This is a genomic window from Mycobacterium stomatepiae, from assembly GCF_010731715.1.
In the GTDB taxonomy this organism is placed as follows: domain Bacteria; phylum Actinomycetota; class Actinomycetes; order Mycobacteriales; family Mycobacteriaceae; genus Mycobacterium; species Mycobacterium stomatepiae.
This window is the reverse complement of record NZ_AP022587.1, coordinates 815,752-831,273: the sequence shown is the minus strand read 5'-3', so window position 1 is coordinate 831,273 and position 15,522 is coordinate 815,752. Positions and strand designations below refer to the sequence as shown.

General features: G+C 65.3%; 12 protein-coding genes and 3 pseudogenes. 5 read left to right on the top strand and 10 right to left on the bottom strand.

Annotated elements, in window-relative coordinates; translation table 11 throughout:
• Positions 1-64: 64 nt before the first annotated feature.
• Together G6N54_RS04085 and G6N54_RS04080 are read left to right on the top strand one after the other, a co-directional pair.
• The gene (locus G6N54_RS04085) at positions 65-850 is read left to right on the top strand and encodes a heavy metal-binding domain-containing protein (RefSeq protein WP_163788679.1); all 786 of its coding nucleotides are present in this window, start codon (positions 65-67) and stop codon (positions 848-850) included.
• Positions 850-1,227 (top strand): DUF5073 family protein, encoded by a 378-nt coding sequence (locus G6N54_RS04080; RefSeq protein WP_163788678.1) that lies wholly within the window; start codon positions 850-852, stop codon positions 1,225-1,227. The genes G6N54_RS04085 and G6N54_RS04080 overlap by 1 nt, the downstream gene beginning before the upstream one ends.
• Before the next feature lie 166 nt (positions 1,228-1,393).
• On the opposite strand, the gene G6N54_RS04075 is transcribed toward G6N54_RS04080, so the two are convergent.
• The 4 genes and pseudogenes from G6N54_RS04075 to G6N54_RS04060 all read right to left on the bottom strand — a co-directional run bounded on the left by G6N54_RS04075 (position 1,394) and on the right by G6N54_RS04060 (position 5,147).
• Positions 1,394-1,867 carry a hypothetical protein gene (locus tag G6N54_RS04075; protein WP_163788677.1) on the bottom strand — a complete coding sequence of 158 codons (474 nt, stop codon included), beginning with the start codon at positions 1,865-1,867 and terminating at the stop codon, positions 1,394-1,396.
• Between the two features lie 32 nt (positions 1,868-1,899).
• Complete coding sequence (locus tag G6N54_RS04070; RefSeq protein WP_163788676.1) at positions 1,900-2,568, bottom strand: TetR/AcrR family transcriptional regulator; 669 nt, start codon at positions 2,566-2,568, stop codon at positions 1,900-1,902.
• Between the two features lie 226 nt (positions 2,569-2,794).
• On the bottom strand, positions 2,795-4,480 hold the full coding sequence (locus tag G6N54_RS04065; protein ID WP_163788675.1) for an acyl-CoA synthetase: 1,686 nt from the start codon (positions 4,478-4,480) through the stop codon (positions 2,795-2,797).
• 68 nt (positions 4,481-4,548) lie between these two features.
• A pseudogene (locus G6N54_RS04060) lies at positions 4,549-5,147 on the bottom strand (TetR/AcrR family transcriptional regulator).
• Positions 5,148-5,606: 459 nt separating this feature from the next.
• Between G6N54_RS04060 and mdlC the strand changes: the two are divergent.
• Positions 5,607-7,193 carry a benzoylformate decarboxylase gene (gene mdlC, locus G6N54_RS04055; RefSeq protein ID WP_163788674.1) on the top strand — a complete coding sequence of 529 codons (1,587 nt, stop codon included), beginning with the start codon at positions 5,607-5,609 and terminating at the stop codon, positions 7,191-7,193.
• Positions 7,194-7,297: 104 nt separating this feature from the next.
• On the top strand, positions 7,298-7,843 hold the full coding sequence (locus G6N54_RS04050) for a class I SAM-dependent methyltransferase (RefSeq protein WP_163788673.1): 546 nt from the start codon (positions 7,298-7,300) through the stop codon (positions 7,841-7,843).
• Positions 7,844-7,855: 12 nt separating this feature from the next.
• Here G6N54_RS04050 and G6N54_RS04045 read toward each other — a convergent pair whose 3' ends face one another.
• The 4 genes and pseudogenes from G6N54_RS04045 to G6N54_RS04030 form a co-directional block, all read right to left on the bottom strand.
• Positions 7,856-9,226: a DEAD/DEAH box helicase gene (locus G6N54_RS04045; protein ID WP_163788672.1), complete on the bottom strand. Its 1,371-nt coding sequence runs from the start codon at positions 9,224-9,226 to the stop codon at positions 7,856-7,858.
• 302 nt (positions 9,227-9,528) lie between these two features.
• On the bottom strand, positions 9,529-9,810 hold the full coding sequence (locus G6N54_RS04040) for a nitrile hydratase subunit beta (RefSeq protein ID WP_232073726.1): 282 nt from the start codon (positions 9,808-9,810) through the stop codon (positions 9,529-9,531).
• A gap of 105 nt (positions 9,811-9,915) precedes the next feature.
• Positions 9,916-10,615 (bottom strand): annotated as a pseudogene (gene scnC, locus G6N54_RS04035) (thiocyanate hydrolase subunit gamma).
• Positions 10,612-11,462: pseudogene (locus G6N54_RS04030) on the bottom strand (SH3-like domain-containing protein). Before G6N54_RS04030 ends, scnC begins: the two co-directional pseudogenes overlap by 4 nt.
• Before the next feature lie 125 nt (positions 11,463-11,587).
• Between G6N54_RS04030 and G6N54_RS04025 the strand changes: the two are divergent.
• Entirely contained in the window at positions 11,588-12,436 is an 849-nt protein-coding gene (locus G6N54_RS04025) for an enoyl-CoA hydratase-related protein (protein ID WP_163788670.1), read from the top strand.
• A gap of 7 nt (positions 12,437-12,443) precedes the next feature.
• Here the strand turns inward: G6N54_RS04025 and G6N54_RS04020 are convergent, their stop codons facing one another.
• Positions 12,444-14,138, bottom strand: a complete 1,695-nt coding sequence (locus G6N54_RS04020) for an FAD-binding protein (protein WP_163788669.1) — start codon at positions 14,136-14,138, stop codon at positions 12,444-12,446.
• Positions 14,135-15,502, bottom strand: coding sequence for an aromatic ring-hydroxylating oxygenase subunit alpha (locus tag G6N54_RS04015; protein ID WP_232073324.1), 1,368 nt, complete (start codon positions 15,500-15,502; stop codon positions 14,135-14,137). Before G6N54_RS04015 ends, G6N54_RS04020 begins: the two co-directional genes overlap by 4 nt.
• Positions 15,503-15,522 lie beyond the last annotated feature (20 nt).

The window sequence follows — 15,522 nt, the reverse complement described above, 5'->3', positions numbered from 1 at the left end:
TTATGTGTGTGTTCGAGGGCACCGCGGCCTACGCTGGCTGCGAACCGCAGGAGGGCCTTTGACCATGGAACCGAACCAGCTCGATCCCGTCGCCAGCGAACGTCTCTCGCACGCCGGCAAGCTATGGACGTCTGATCTCTCGATCAACGAATTCGCCCTGCTGCATGGCGCCGGATTCGAGCCGATGGAACTGGTGATGGGGGTTTCCGTCTATCACGTCGGCTACCAGTTCACCGGAATCAGGCAGCAATCGGAGTTGCCCGTGCTGACCGACGCGACCTACCGGGCGCGCTGGAATGCGATGTCGCGGATGCAGGCCGAGGCCGATGCGCTGGGCGCCGACGGAGTCGTCGGGGTCCGGCTGGACTGGCGTCACCAAGGCGAGGGCGAACATCTGGAATTCATCGCGGTCGGAACCGCCGTGAAATACGTCGCCAAGCCGGGAGCATTCCGGCGGCCCAACGGGCAGGCATTCAGCAGCCACCTGTCCGGCCAGGATCTGACCACGCTGCTGCGCTCGGGGTTCGCGCCGGTCGCGTTCGTGATGGGCAACTGCGTGTTTCACATTGCCCTGCAAGGCTTTCTGCGCACACTCAGCCAGGTGGGGCGCAACGCCGAGATGCCGCAGTGGACGCAGGGCAGCTACCAGGCCCGCGAGCTGGCCATGTCGCGCATGCAGAGCGAGGCCGAGCGCGACGGTGCAAACGGCGTCGTGGGCGTGCATTTCGCCATCTCGAACTACGCCTGGGGCCATCACACCGTCGAGTTCTACGTGGCCGGCACCGCAGTGCGCCGCACCAGCGAGCCGCAAACCATCACCCCGTCGTTCGTGCTTCCGATGAGTGATTGATGACGACGTACGACCATGAGCGGGCCAGCCGCGCGATCGGATCGGCCCTGGCCGGGCCCGGGGGCGTCGGACAAGTGGTCAGGGTGTTCTGCGGCGTTCCCGGCGTCATTCTGACCCCGGCTCGGCGCGGCCTCTTCCGGTCCACGCCGGAGCGGGTCCAAATCGGCGACTGGCGTTACGAACTCACCCCGGATGGGCGCCTGAGTGCCGGCCACTTCGTCAACGGCATCGTCTTGGCCGAGGAGGTGCTGGCTGCCGGTGCTGTCGGTCCGCACATCGCCCGCGCGCTCGGGCAGCTGGTGAGCCACTATGGCCCGACGATCCTTCCCAACATCGACGCGGCCGTCGAGGTTCTTGAGGCCGCGCCCCGCTACTGAGCGAACTACTCAGTGTGACAACGCTTTCAAAGGACTTACGCTGCCGGTCCCGGGAGCGCTGAAGTTTGTCACATTTCCACTACGAGCGCCCGTTATGCATATCGTTCTCATGCCAGCCGAATTGCCGCCCCGACCGGCGGCCGCTCAATAAGTCGCTGTAGCGCAGCTACTTTCGCGCGTCTTGCTCACCGGTGTGCCGCTTGTGCACGAACGCACTGGCCGCCCGCAGCACGCCGCGGAAGGCGTAGGCCGCGGCTACCACGCACAGCAGGATCAAAAGGATGAACATCGGCATCCAGTTGCCTCGGCTGTGGTCGACGCCCCACCAGACGATCGTGAAGAGCACCGCGCACAGCATGACCACCACATCGCGCCAGTCGCCCTGGTACGACATCGCGGCCCGGCGCCAGGCGCGGCTCCGGTTCGCCGATTCGACGAGGTCGTCGATGCGGGCATCGATCGAGTTCCGCAGCGCGTCTCGGCGTTCGGTGGCCTCCGGGGGGAGGCGCTCGAGCAGGTCCATGTCCTGCTGGATCAATTGCCGATAGTCGGGGCCCCGGAATTGTATGGCCGCAATCGCGAGCAACACGGCACCCAAAGCGGGGGCGCTGTCCAGCGCGAGCTGTCCAAGTCCGACCATGGCTACTCCTCCTTGGGCAGCGGGCCCCGCGATCAGGACGCCGCCGACGGCCTTCGCCGGGCTCGCGGTTCGGGAGTCCGCAGCGGGTCCATCGCCTGGGCGATTTGCGGGTAGGCGATCGCCGGTCCGATCCAGCGGATCAGGTAGCGCCGAAGGTCCGTGCCGGTGCGCGCGGGCCGGCCCGGGTCGGCCAGGAACGAGTGCAGCAACCGGAGGGTGAATTCGTTCAATTCGTCCAGGCCCGCGTCGTCGAAACCGTGCTGCTCCCAATCGATATCGAAGCGGTGCAGCATCGATCGCCCGAATGCCAGCGCGGTATCCGACACAATCGAGATCGTTTGGCCGCCGCGGTGGCGCCGGTTGAGTACCAACTCGAGCTGGTTGTCGGACGCCAGCTGTTCGACGGCGAGCGCGAAACTTTCGGTCACCGCCAGGACGGGGTCGGTGATTCCCTCGAGGTGGGCCGCCAGGTGATCGAGGAAGCCGTCGGCCGAGCGCATCACGCTTGCCACCAGTAATGCCTGGGTGCCCGGAAAGTACCGGTACACGGTCTGCCGGGTCACCCCCAGGGCGCGGGCGACATCGGCGATCCGCATGGCCGAGCCGCGTTCGTCGATGATCTTGTCCGCCGCATCCAGGATCCGCTCGATTGCCTCTTCGTCGGAGGAGGGCGTGTTTCCTGCCCAACCGTGACTGCGCATCGTTAGCGGGCGGCGAACGTGTCGTCGGTCATCGTCACCGCTAGATCATATCGTCGCAGCTAAACGAATCGTTGCTGATGCGCGTGGCCGGCCCGGAATCGGCGATCGATGAACGCTAACCAGTGACCAGACACTATCTGACGTGTGTATGATCACTGCAAACCAGGAGGCCCGGCAGTGCACCGGCTCACCGCCGAGCTCGGCGCTGGCCAGCGGGTCCGGACGCTCACACCGGCGGTTTCACCGATCCTGCTGTGGTGGGTAGGTTTTCGGCGGCGACCTGCTTGGCCCACCGGTAGTCGGCTTTGCCGGCCGGCGAGCGCTGGACCTTGGCCGTGCGGATGATGGCCTTCGGCAGCCTGTAACGGGCGATGTGTTGCTGGCAGGTTTCCAGCAGTTCGTCGTCGGAGGGGTCGCTGCCCTCGACGAGCTGAACGATCGCGACGACCTCATTGCCCCAGCGCTCCGACGGCCGGCCGGTCACGACCACGTCGTAGATGCCGGGGTGCTCGGCCATCGCGGCCTCCACCTCCTCGGCGAAGATCTTCTCGCCGCCGGAGTTGATCGTCACGGCATCACGCCCGAGCAGTTCGATGCGCCCGTCGGCGAGGAACCGGGCCCGGTCACCGGGAATCGACCAGCGCACTCCGCCGACGACGGGGAAGGTGCGTGCCGTCTTCTCCGCGTCGCCGAGATAGCCGAGCGGGATCATGTTGCGCCGGGCCAACCATCCTTCACCGCCACCGGGGCCGATCTGACGACTGAAATCGATTGCCAGAACCCCGGTTTCGGATCCCGGTATGAACGTCGCCACCGCGGTGGGCTCCGACTGCGTCGGCAGCGCACTCATCTGCAGACCCGTTTCCGAGGCCCCGACGGCGTCGATCACCAGCAGGTTCGGCAGCGCGGTGACAAAGCGCTTGCGCACGCTGGGCGTCAACGCGGCCCCGCCGTTGCTGATGTTGATCAGCCCCGACAGGTCGTAGTCGCCGCGTTCGATCTCGTCGATCAGCGGACGGGCGATCGCGTCGCCGACGACCGGAATGCTCATCACCCGTTCGCGTTCGACCAATCGCAGAATCTCGTCGGCCCGTATGCGGTGGACGTCGTCGGGGAAGGTGACCCACCCGCCCATCGTCATGATCTGGAAGGCACCCCACTGCGCGGCGCCGTGCATCAGGGGTGGGATCAGCAGCACGGACGCGAAACCGGGCGCCGCCGAGGCGCGCTCGGCCAGTTCCTCGTAGGTCGTCATCGCCTCGTCGGAGCCGAAAGGCCGCCCGCCCATGGAGGATACGAACACGTCGTGCTGCCGCCACAGCACACCCTTGGGCATCCCGGTGGTGCCGCCGGTGTAGAGCATGTACAGGTCGTCCCCGCTGGGAGTGGGCATTCCGCCGGGCGGCGGCGGTGTCTCGATGATCGATTCGTAGTCCACCGCACCGGGTAGCAGTGGCTGCCCGGAATCGTCGGCCACCTGGATCAGGAATTCCAGGTGGGGGAGTCGATCGCGTATCGCCGCGACCCGCGGGGCGAATTCGCCGTGGTAGACCAGGGCCCGGGCTTGCGCGTTGTCGAGCAGATAGACCAGCTCGGTGTCGACGTAACGGTAGTTGACGTTGAACGGTGCGGTTCGCGATCGGTAGGCGCCGATCATCGCCTCCAGGTACTGGTTGCCGTTGCGCAGGTACAGCCCGATGTGATCCTGGCCGGATTCGTGGCCCGGCAAGCGATCCCGTTCGGTGTGACATCCCAGTCCTAGTGACGACAGGTAGTGGGCGACGCCGTCGACGCGGGTGTCCATCTCGGCGTACGTCCACTCGCGGCCGCGCCAGTACATCGCGCGTTGCTCGGGCAGTGTCCGTGCCAGCGTGGAAAACACCGTCGAGAGGTTGAATCCGTTTTCAGCCATGAGTCTCCTCGAAGTTTCGCCGGCGTCCGGCGGGTAGGTTGGTCCAAATCGCTTGTGTGCTCGGCCAATCAGGCAACCGAGGCTCCCAGGATGAGGTTGACCGCCTCGTCGAGTTGCCCGGCGATCTCCTCGTAGCTCACGAAACGCGCCGTCATCAGGGCGCCGGCGAAGGTCATTTGCAACGTCGATTTCACGGCGCGCGGCCAGCCCGGGCCCAGCGCGGCGGCGATCCGCTTGGACACTTCGTCGCCGATCTGTTCGCGCAGCGGCTGGACGGCCGGATCGTCGGAATCAAGGCCGCTCCACACGCGGCGCTGAGCTCGGGCTCGTCGGCCACGGCCACGGCCATGTCGCGCAGCGTCGCGCTCACCCGGGTCTTGGTCGTGTCGTTGACATCGGTGTGCAGCGGCAGCTCGTGCAGAAAGCGCAGATAGACCGCGGCCACCAAGGCGCTCTTCGACGGAAAGTAAGTGTAGGCGCTGGCCGGCGATACCCCGGCGCGGGCGGCGACGGCCCGCATCGTCAGGTTGGCGTACGACGAGGCGCGCAGTTCCTCCAGGCCGGCGTCGAGGACCTTGCGGATCGTTTGACCGGGTCGCCGATCCGAGCGGCGAGCACCCGCGGCACCGTCCACTGTCCTGGCCGGAGGCGCCACTTCTCTAGACACTCGTCCAGTGTAGGAAACGGAATAGAGACGCTCGACAACCCGCCGAAAAGTGGCTGAATCGTCTGGTGCTGTACCGAAGCCGTCAGCTCGCGGGCGCAGAGTGAGCGGGCTTCTCGCCAAATTCAGACGGGCGTCCAGAATAGTCGTCGGAGCTCCTCGATAACACGCGCCGCAAGGTAACGGATGCGACGCGGGCGGACCAGCAGCGGACGGGACGAGTGGTACAGCTGTAAGGGACCGGCATCCGGCGCAGCGGTGCGCTATACGCGCCATCGTTCTACTATCGTCAGCTCGGCTAGAAGCCCTGAAACTACGGAGCGTCAACAGATGACATTTGCTGGATTACCCGGCCGTGCAAGCGGCCTTCTGCCGTCGACGCTGCACCGCCACGCCACGTTGGTCGAGCAATATGAGTTGCCCGACGGTCGGCCTGCCCTGCTGACAACGGTAAGGTGACAAGTGTCCACGACCGTCCGTGACGTCACGTACGAATTGCTCCGCGCCCGCGGATTGACCACGATCTTTGGTAATCCGGGATCCAACGAGCTGCCGTTCCTCGCGGGTATGCCTGACGATTTCCGCTACGTGCTTGGCCTGCACGAAGATGTCGCCCTGTCGATGGCGGACGGCTATTCAATGGCTAGTGGAGACGCTGTGTTGGTGAATCTGCATTCCGCAGCGGGATCGGGAAATGCGATGGGCGCGTTGACGAATACCGTGTACTCGCATACCCCGATCGTGGTGATGGCGGGTCAGCAAGTTCGGCCGATGATTGGCCAGGAGGTCATGTTGGCCAATGTCGACGCGACGGCCTTGGCGAAGCCTCTGGTTAAGCTGTCGGTCGAGCCGGCCAGCGCAGAAGACGTGCCGCGGACGATCGATCAAGCCATTCACACTGCCATGCTTGCCCCGAAAGGGCCGGTATATCTGTCGATTCCGTATGACGACTGGGCACTACCTGCAGTCGGTCCGACCAAACGTTTGCTCGGCCGTACGGTGCAGGGTGCTTCGGCAGCATCGAACGCCCAATTGCGGGAGCTCGCCAACCTCCTAGAGTCCGCGTCGAACCCTGTCCTCGTACTCGGCGCCGCGGTGGACGCCGACCATGCCAACCAGGACGCCGTTCGGCTTGCCGACAAGCTACAACTACCGGTGTGGATCGCGCCCTCGGCACCCCGATGCCCCTTCCCAACCCGCCATCCGGCGTTCCGCGGATTATTGCCGGCCGGGATAGCTGCGATATCCACTGCGTTGGCTGACCACGACGTGATCTTTGTCGTCGGTGCACCGGCCTTTCGCTACCACCAATACGATCCGGGCGACTACCTGCCAAAGAACGCTCGGCTGGTCCAGGTGACTGATGACCCGCGAGAAGCGGCCCGGGCTCCGGTAGGGGAAGCGGTGGTCGCTCCCGTGGGCCAAACTCTTTGCGAGCTCGCCGAACTCGTAAGCGATTCGTCCCGGAGCCCGTTACCAGCACGGCCCGACTACCCCGAGCAGAGGTCCTGCGACAACGCCATCCACCCCGAGCAACTGTTCGCTTTGATCCGTGCCAGCGCGCCTCGTGACGCCATCTACGTCAACGAATCGACCTCGACAAGCGAGGCATTCTGGTCGCAAATGAACCTGCGCCAGCAGGGCAGCTATTACTCCTGTGCGGCGGGCGGTCTCGGGTTCGGCTTGCCTGCCGCGGTCGGAGCGCAGTTGGCGGCACCACGACGTCAGGTCATCGGGCTCATCGGAGATGGCTCCGCTAACTACGGCATCGTCGCACTGTGGACCGCTGCGCGCTATCAGATTCCGGTCGTGATCATTATTCTCAACAACGGCGTCTACGGAGCCCTGCACGATTTCGCCGCGCTGCTCGGAACGGGGGAAACCGCTGGCCTGAAGTTGGGCGGCATCGACTTCGTCCGCATCGCCGAAGAGTACGGCGTCAGCGCAGTATCGGTAAGCACACCAGACGATTTCACACGCGCATTCGTGACCGCGCTTGCCGCAGACAGACCTGCGCTGATCGAGGTCGCCACCACATACTCGGATTAGCCTCGCCCGCAAAACCCTTTTTCCGGTGGCACGGCGTATGCCGAAACCACGAGGACGCGGCAACGTCAATTGTAGATTCCTCCTCGCGTCGTAAGGTGACGGCTGTGACCCGGAAGGATCAGCGCCGTTGGGACGAGCGGTACACCGGCAAGGGACCGGCGTCCGGGGGAGCCGTCGGGCCGCCCGGCGCGTTCGCCGCCTACGCGGATCTCTTCCCGACCACCGGGCGCGCGCTCGACATCGCCTGTGGCCGGGGATTCGCCGGCATCTGGCTGGCCCAGCGAGGCCTGCAGGTGGTCGGGCTGGACGTCTCCGCGGTGGCCATCGGCCAAGCACGAGAACTGGCCCGGCACAGCGGCGTCGACGAGAGCTGCCTGTTTGACGTCGTCGACCTCGACGACGGTCTGCCGGACGGCCTACTCGTCGACGTCATCGTCTGCCACAAGTTCCGCGACCGCCGTCTCGACCGGGCCTTGATCGATCGCCTGGCGCCGGACGGGTTGCTGGCCACCGCGGCGCGAAGCGAAGTCGGGGCCGAACCGGGGCCGTTTCGGGCGGCGCCCGGCGAACTCGTCGCGGCCTTCGGCGAACTCGACGTCATCGCCGCCGGGGAAGGCGACGGGCAGGCATGGCTGCTGGCGCGGGCGTGAGCCCCCACGAAACTAGCCTTGCGCGCGGCTGGATCGACGACGATGTTCGACCCGACGCGTCGATGTGGCGGTGCGATGCGACGTCCCTGCTTCGGCGCGGGTGGTACCGGTCTTCGACGACCGGGCGCCGCCCTGCCGGCGCCGTTGCCCGCCGGCCTTCGGCCGATGCTGCCGGGGCGAACGCGGGGGCGCTTCGACGGGTGCCGGAGCCTGGTACGGCGCCACCTCACCGACCAGCGCCTGGACTGCGTCCGATGTGGCAGTGACCTGCTGAGGAGCGACCTTGATACCGGCTTTGCGCATCAATGCCTGGGTGTCTTGGCGCTGCTCGGGCAGGACCACGGTGACGACATCACCGGCACTGCCGGCCCGCGCCGTGCGCCCGGAACGGTGCAGGTAGGACTTGTGCTCGGCGGGCGGGTCGATGTGCACGACAAGTTCGACTTCGTCGACGTGCACGCCGCGCGCCGCGATGTCGGTTGCCACCAACACCCGGGCGCCACCGGAGGCGAACATCGCCAGGTTGCGCTCGCGGGCGGGCTGAGACAGATTGCCGTGCAGGTCGACCGACGGAACTCCCGATTCGGTGAGCTGTTTGGCGAGCTTGCGGGCTTGATGCTTGGTGCGCATGAACAGAATCCGGCGCCCGGTGCCGGAAGCGAGCCGGTGCACGACTTCTTTTTTGGCCTCGGCGTTGGCGACGTGGAAGACGTGATGCGTCATCTCGGAGACGGGGGAGTCGGCACTATCGACGGAGTGCGAGACCTCGTCGCGGAGGAATCGCTTGACGAGCTTGTCGACGCCGTTGTCCAGGGTCGCCGAGAACAGCAGCCGCTGGCCGCCATTGGGCGTCGCGGCCAGGATCCGGGTAACACCTGGCAGAAAGCCGAGATCGGCCATGTGATCGGCTTCGTCGATCACGGTGATCTCGACCGCTTCAAGGCTGATCAGCCGCTGCTTCATCAGATCCTCCAGGCGACCAGGGCAGGCCACCACGATGTCGACGCCGGACCTCAGCGCGGTTACCTGGCGGTGCTGCGAAACGCCACCGAAGATCGTGGTGACACGCAGATCGCAGGCCGCCGCCAGCGGTTCCAGCGTCGCGGTGATCTGGCTCGCCAGCTCACGGGTCGGCGCCAGCACCAAACCCGATGGCCGCGAAGGGCGCCGGTTTGCCCCGGCGAGCCGGCTGACGAGGGGGATCGAGAAGGCAAGAGTCTTACCGCTGCCCGTCTTCCCACGGCCCAGCACGTCGCGGCCGGCGAGGGTATCGGGGAGGGTTTCGATCTGGATCGGAAATGGATGTTCGATGCCGCGCTTGGCGAGCGCGCTGATGATGGTTCTGCGCACGCCGAGATCGGTAAAGGTTCTGTCGGTGTTCACTTTTCGGTGCCTTTCCGGCATCGGTGGTGCCGGGCAGGCGACGGATGAGTCGCGCGGCCATCGGCACGAGGTGGCGAGATTGCCGGTCGGCAATATCGATCGCCGCGAGACAAGCTGGTGCGGGCTGCACAGATCATCTGAACGTGATTCGCTAACCCGAATTTCGGGGCGACACCAGTGGGATGAAGAAGCGTTCCACGACATAGTTGACATCTAGGTGTGAAGCCAACGTTGGCACCAGCCTAGCGCATCCGATGCGCAACGACGAAAACGCCGCCTGTGATGTGCGTCGCCGCGCCCGTTCAGGATTCGAGCCTGGCCCGCACCGCCGCCATGCGCTCTTCGAGTTCGGCCTCGTCGATCACACCTTGCGCCAGCAGCGAATGCGCCAGCGCAACCAACCGGTTTTCCGGGTAGGGCAGGCCGGAATACACGGTCGCCGACAGGACATCTTCTTCGTTACGCCGGTCGAGGAAGCCGAGTGCTGTTGGGCCGCAGGCGCTTTGGTCCAGAGCGTCGCAGATTCCGTCCAGGCTGGTCTGCCACGGCGGCACCGGGTTGTCGACCCCGTATTTGGCCGCCATCCGGCTCCAGACCTGGTTTCGTTCGACGATTTTCGTCAATGACGCAATCGAAACGGCCTTGGCCGAGTCCACGCCTTCGGAAGCGCTCCCCTATTGGCCTTCGAATCAGTCGCCGACCGGATGGATTGCGGGCCGGGTCTCGGTGATCGCGTTCGTCGTGACGCCGGCCTTGGGCAGGGCGACACCGATCAGGCAATCGCGGGTGACGATTTCGGCCAGCTGGTCCTCGGTCCAGCCATCGGTTCCGTCGGGGCGAACGGGCATCACCATGAACCGGTGCTTCTGATTCGAATCCTCGACCCGAATCTCGACCTCTTCGGGTAGATAGAGTCCGAACTCGGCGAGCACCTGGCGCGGCCAGCGCACAATGCGGCGACGGAAGTTCGGCGTGCGATACCACTCGGGCGAATTACCCAGAATCGGACGGGGATAGCACGAACACAGTGTGCACACTATGACGTGGTGCAGATCGGGCGTGTCGACCAAAACGTGGAAGGCCGTGAAGTCACTCGGAGTGCCGAAACCCGTGGGGTGCAGCCAGTCGACCCCGACTTCCTTAACTGGCGGTAAGGGGATCCGAAACCACCAGCTTCTTGAACTCGGGATCGAGCCAGGCCCGGGCCACCAGATGTGCCGCCGGGGTCGGCCCGATCTGTTCGGCGTATTCCGTCATCCGCCGGTGCTCCTCGGCGCTGAAAATCCCCTTCTCGATGCACAATTCGCGAAGGGCGATCTCGAGCACCTCGAAGTCGGTGATCTCGTCCACCATCGGCGCGGCGGTGCGGTCGTGGTCGTGGTCGGTCATGCGGGCGTCCCTTCAGCCGCTACGAGCCAACGCTCGGGGATCTCGGTCTGCAGCGTGTCATTGGGGGACCGGTGTACCCATGCCACAGCTCCGCGAGGTTGAACCGGACGATGTAGAACCACTCGGGTTTTTGATCGGGCCCGGCCCAGGACTCGTCCTCGGCCGCGGGGCTTTCGTACGAGACGACGGCGATCTCACCCGTCGCACCCCGCACGTATTCCTGGGTGCGGGTGTAGAGCAGGATGGGCAGGTCCTTCACGACGACCTTCTCACCGACCCGGAATTTCGGTTCGCCGGCCTGCCCGGCAAAGATCTGCGGGTCGCCGATACCGACGGCGTGGATGTGGTGTTCGTTGCGTTTGACCGACGCCGGGTCGCCTTCGAATTTCGGCTTGGCCTCCAGTGGCTTGCCTTGCAACCCGTCCTCATACCGGGCCTTCACCTCGACCATGCGCTCGGCCAGCTCGCTGGCCCCGATGTGGTGCTTCTCGACCAGGACTCGCACGACCGCGAGCAACCACCGCACGTAATAGGGCAGCCCCAGATAGATGGCGCGACCCAGGTCCACGTTGCCCATCCGGCGGCGTTCCTCGGACAGCCAGATGCCGCGCCAGCCGAGCACCTCACACATGATGTAGGTGTTCTCTTCCCAGATCTCGTATTGCTTGTTCTCCCACGCGATGGGGGCGTCCGGCTCGCCACCGACGTCGTGCGGGGTTTTGGTGTAGGCGGCGAATTTGTCGTGGTCGATGAGATCCGGCGTGGGCGCGTCGGGGAGTTCGGGATAGGAGGACTGGAGCCTGGCCACCAGGTCCAACTGGGCCGCGCGATCCAAAGGAGTCGGCATACAAGCTCCATTCGTCGTCGAAATGTCGGCCGTGGCGCAGCCCGGTGCGCACTCAATACAGCTCACTCCTCGTGTCGTGATCATGCAACCGCTAGATGAACGGGGAGGCGGGTAAGGTCCCGATAATGGAGCGGCGCGAGCTCGAAGCGGTCATCTATGAACGCGAACCGCCGATTGCGCGGATCATTTTGAATCGGGTCGACAAAGCCAATACCAAGGATGCTGTTCTCGTCACGGAAGTCGACAATTGCCTGCACGAGGCCGACCGCGACAAAGAGATCAAGGTCGTCATTCTCAAGGCAAACGGCAAGGGTTTCTGCGGCGGCCATGTGGCGCGCTGGGGGCCCGACGAAAACCCCTATCCGGATTTCGGAAACACGTTTGAGGACCTGTACAAAGGCACCGCCGACCTGTTTCTGTGGCCCACGCTGTATCTGTGGGAATTCCCCAAGCCGACGATCTCGGCGATCCACGGCTATTGCATGGGGGGCGGGATTTATCTCGGCCTGCTGACCGACTTCTGTGTGGCGTCCGACGACGCGTATTTCCAGATGCCGCTTGCCCAAAGCCTCGGAGAGCCGGGTGGGCACACCATGATTGAGCCGTGGTTGCTGATGAATTGGCATCGCACCATGGACTGGTTGCTGTTGGCGCCGACTCTGTCCGCCCAGCAAGCGCTCGACTGGGGGCTGCTCAATAGGGTGGTGCCGCGCGAAGAGCTCGAGGACACGGTCGAGGAGATGGCCCGCAAGATCGCCCAAATCCCGTTGACCACACTGATGGCGGTCAAGAACAACGTCAAGCGCGCCTGGGAATTGATGGGAATGCGCGTGCACCTTCAGGTCAGCCACATCCTGACCAACATGGTCGGCGCGGCGACCGACGTCCAGGCGCGGCGCGCCGAACTCATGCAATCGGGCATGAAGCCGCGCGATTTCGTCGACCGCGACGAAAAGGGTTCGCCGCCAACGTGACAGGGATTCAGTGCTCGCCGGCGATTTTGTGTCCGGCAGCATGCCGTGCGGCGACGTAACCGAAAACCATCGAGCTGGCGATGCTGGCTCCGGCGCCCGGATAGCTGCGTCCCATCACCGTCGCGGTGGTGTTGCCCGTCGCGTAAAGACCGTCGATCACCTGGTTCCGCTGATCGAGCACCTGAGCGTGTTCGTTGGTGATCACGCCCCCGCACGTCCCGACGTCGGCGGGGAGCACCCTGGTCGCGTAGTACGGCGCGCGGTCCAGCGGGCCGATCGCGGCGTTGGGTCGGTACCCCGGATCGCCGAGGCAGTCGTTGTAGGCCGATTGGCCGCGTCCGAAGTCGGGATCCAGGCCCTTGGCCGAAAACCGGTTGAATCGTTCGATGGTGCGTGACAACTCGTCGGCGGGCAGGTCGATCTGGCGGGCCAGGTCAAGGATCGTGATGCCGCGGATGACCGCGCCCTTGTCGATCAGCTCGGGGGGCAGGTGCTGGTTGCGCTTCAGCGGATTGGCGCTGGTGACGTAGCGGCGCACGTATCCGTCGTCGAAGATCATCCAGCACGGCACCGCCTTGTTGGCGTACATCGCCTTGCCGACCTCGACGTAAGAGTTCGACTCGTTGCAGAACCGCCGCCCGGTGGAGTCGACGTAGATGGTGCCGGGCCGCTGGCGCCCGGAACCTAGGGATGCGGCGACGGCGCCCCCGCTGGCGATGAAAACCGAAGGCAGCCACCATGCTTCGTCCAGGAGATCGGTCTGGGCGCCCAGCCGCATCGCCGTTTCGAGCACCTCGCCGGTGTCGCCCGCGTTGGCGATCGACCACTGGCCGTCGTTCGGCTGGTCGCCGCTGTAGCGGCGGCGCATCTCCTTGTTGTGGCCGAACCCGCCGGCGGCGAGCAGAACGCCCCTGCGCGCCTCGACGTTCAGCGCGATGCCGTCCCGGTTGACCCGCGCGCCGACGACGCGGCCGTCCTCGACGATCAGGTCTTCCATCGCGGTGTTCGTCCACAGCGGGGGTTGATTTCCACCGAGTTCGATGAGCGCCTTGAGCATCTGCGCGATCAGCGAGGCGCCGTTGGTGAGAATCTGGGCCCGGCGTGCTCGCGCCGCGGCGGTACGCAGGAACACCTTGCTGGCCACCGCGAATGCGCGTGGCGCCCGGTTGAAGTACTGGACCGAGCGCAGCTCGTTGGTCAGCACCACGTACCCGTAGTTCTTGGCCAGCGGCGGCTGCACCTTGTCGTGCCAGCTGCCCAGCGCGGCAGCGTCGAACGGGATTCCCTCCACGGCCCGGCCGGACTCGTTGCCGCCCTTGTGATTCGGATAGTAGTCGCTCCAGCCGGCGCAACGGATGAGCCGGACACCCTTGCGAATGAGGAAGTTGAGCATCTCGTAGCCCGCGGTGAGGAACATCTCCCGCCGCTGCGGCGAGGAAGCCGCACCGATATCGCCGACCACGTCGGCCAGATACGCCAGACCGTCTTCGTGCGAGTCGGCGATGCCGTCGGCGCGCATCAACGGATTGTTCGGCAGCCAGACGATACCGCCGGAAAGCCCGGTCGATCCGCCGACCAGCGCCTGCTTCTCGACGATCAGGGGTTCCAGCCCACTGTCCAGCGCCGCCAACCCCGCCACCATGCCGCCCCCACCGCTGCCCGCGATCAACAGGTCGACGGAGCGATCCCATGCCCTACTCATGAGCCGAACCCGAGGTCGGCGATCGGCACGTCGATGGTGGTATTGGTCTTTTGAATCGCGGGAACCAGCGTGTCGTAGGGCAGGCCGGCGAGGAAGCCGTCGACGACCCGCTCGAAGTTCGAGATCAGTCCCTCGATCTGGTCGGAGAGTCGCATGAATTCAAATCCTTTGGAGTGCAACCCTTTTTGTTGGCGTGGCAGGTTGGAGAAGTCCTGCGCCGGAATCGGCGGCCAGCGCGCGTCGTCGGGTGCCATGGGTTCGGGCGGGGTGGGCTTGCCGGTGACCTGGTCCGGCGGGATCCGCGTCAGCGACCAGATCTCGAACAGGGTCTCCTCGGGCCCCAGCGGCCGGATGCGGTACGACGAAGCGCTGCTGTATTGGGGCAGCAAAAAGTAATGCGGGAAAGCGAAATTGATCGCCTCGGTGATGCCGCGGCTCGCCAATTCGTTGAGATCGGGCATGTCGCAGCCCCGGGCGCGATGCCAGCCGACGATGGCGTCGTTGAGCGTCCTGCGCCAGGTGGCCATGGCCTCGGCCGGATCGGCCGGCAGCTCGATGTTCTGCAAGCCCTCGGCAATGCGGACGTCGTTCTCATGCGTCATGCCCGCCATGCCTTCGCCGAGCGTGCGCATGAAATACACGCTGGTCTGCGCCAGCCCAGGTTTCGCGGATGTGGTGGGCATGCTCGACGGCAGCAGCTGGGGGTGCGTCTGCGGAACGTGGTAGCCCTCCATGAACGCCGCCGTCGCCAGCTTCCAGTTCACCGGGAGCCGGCAGGACTGCCACCACTCGGTGCGTAGCGTCTCCACGTGCCAGGCGTCGTAGACCGACGCGAACGGTTCCATGCAGTCGCGCAGCGGCGGGGCCGCGTCGTCGAGGTTGATCCACGCGCAGCCACCCCAGAGCTCACAGCGGACCGACACGAGTTCAAGGTCATCAGGGCGCAGGTTCTCCGCGGCGAAGGCCTCGGGCCGCAACACGAACGTGTTGCGGCCGTCGATGCCCCAGCACCAGCCGTGGAATGGGCACACGAAGGTACGCCGATTCCCGTTGCCTTCCACCAGCTTTACTCCGCGATGGCGGCAGGCGTTGTGGTAGGCCCGGACATTCTCGCTGTCAACCCGCACCACGATCATCGACTCGTCGAGAATCTCGTACTCCACGTAGTCGCCGGGCTTGGGTATCTCCTCGAGCCGACACGCCATCTGCCACACCCGCGGCCACAGCATCTCGGCCTCGAGTGCGTAGAAATCCGGGTCGTAGTAGCGCTGCTTGGGAATTCGGTCGGCAGCCTGCACAGCCCATGGCACCGGCAACGCCGTCCACTCCACGTCGGCTCGTCTCGAGCCCATCTCTACAGCCATCTCGTCATCCCTTGTGTCAG

Bases quoted from the DNA above. Each gene is read 5' to 3' on its own strand.
- G6N54_RS04025 (WP_163788670.1), top strand. From the start codon at position 11,588: ATGGAGCGGCGCGAGCTCGAAGCGGTCATCTATGAACGCGAACCGCCG.
- G6N54_RS04075 (WP_163788677.1), bottom strand. From the start codon at position 1,867: ATGGTCGGACTTGGACAGCTCGCGCTGGACAGCGCCCCCGCTTTGGGT.
- G6N54_RS04040 (WP_232073726.1), bottom strand. From the start codon at position 9,810: ATGGCGGCCAAATACGGGGTCGACAACCCGGTGCCGCCGTGGCAGACC.
- G6N54_RS04085 (WP_163788679.1), top strand. From the start codon at position 65: ATGGAACCGAACCAGCTCGATCCCGTCGCCAGCGAACGTCTCTCGCAC.
- G6N54_RS04070 (WP_163788676.1), bottom strand. From the start codon at position 2,568: ATGCGCAGTCACGGTTGGGCAGGAAACACGCCCTCCTCCGACGAAGAG.
- G6N54_RS04020 (WP_163788669.1), bottom strand. From the start codon at position 14,138: ATGAGTAGGGCATGGGATCGCTCCGTCGACCTGTTGATCGCGGGCAGC.
- G6N54_RS04015 (WP_232073324.1), bottom strand. From the start codon at position 15,502: ATGGCTGTAGAGATGGGCTCGAGACGAGCCGACGTGGAGTGGACGGCG.
- G6N54_RS04065 (WP_163788675.1), bottom strand. From the start codon at position 4,480: ATGGCTGAAAACGGATTCAACCTCTCGACGGTGTTTTCCACGCTGGCA.
- G6N54_RS04080 (WP_163788678.1), top strand. From the start codon at position 850: ATGACGACGTACGACCATGAGCGGGCCAGCCGCGCGATCGGATCGGCC.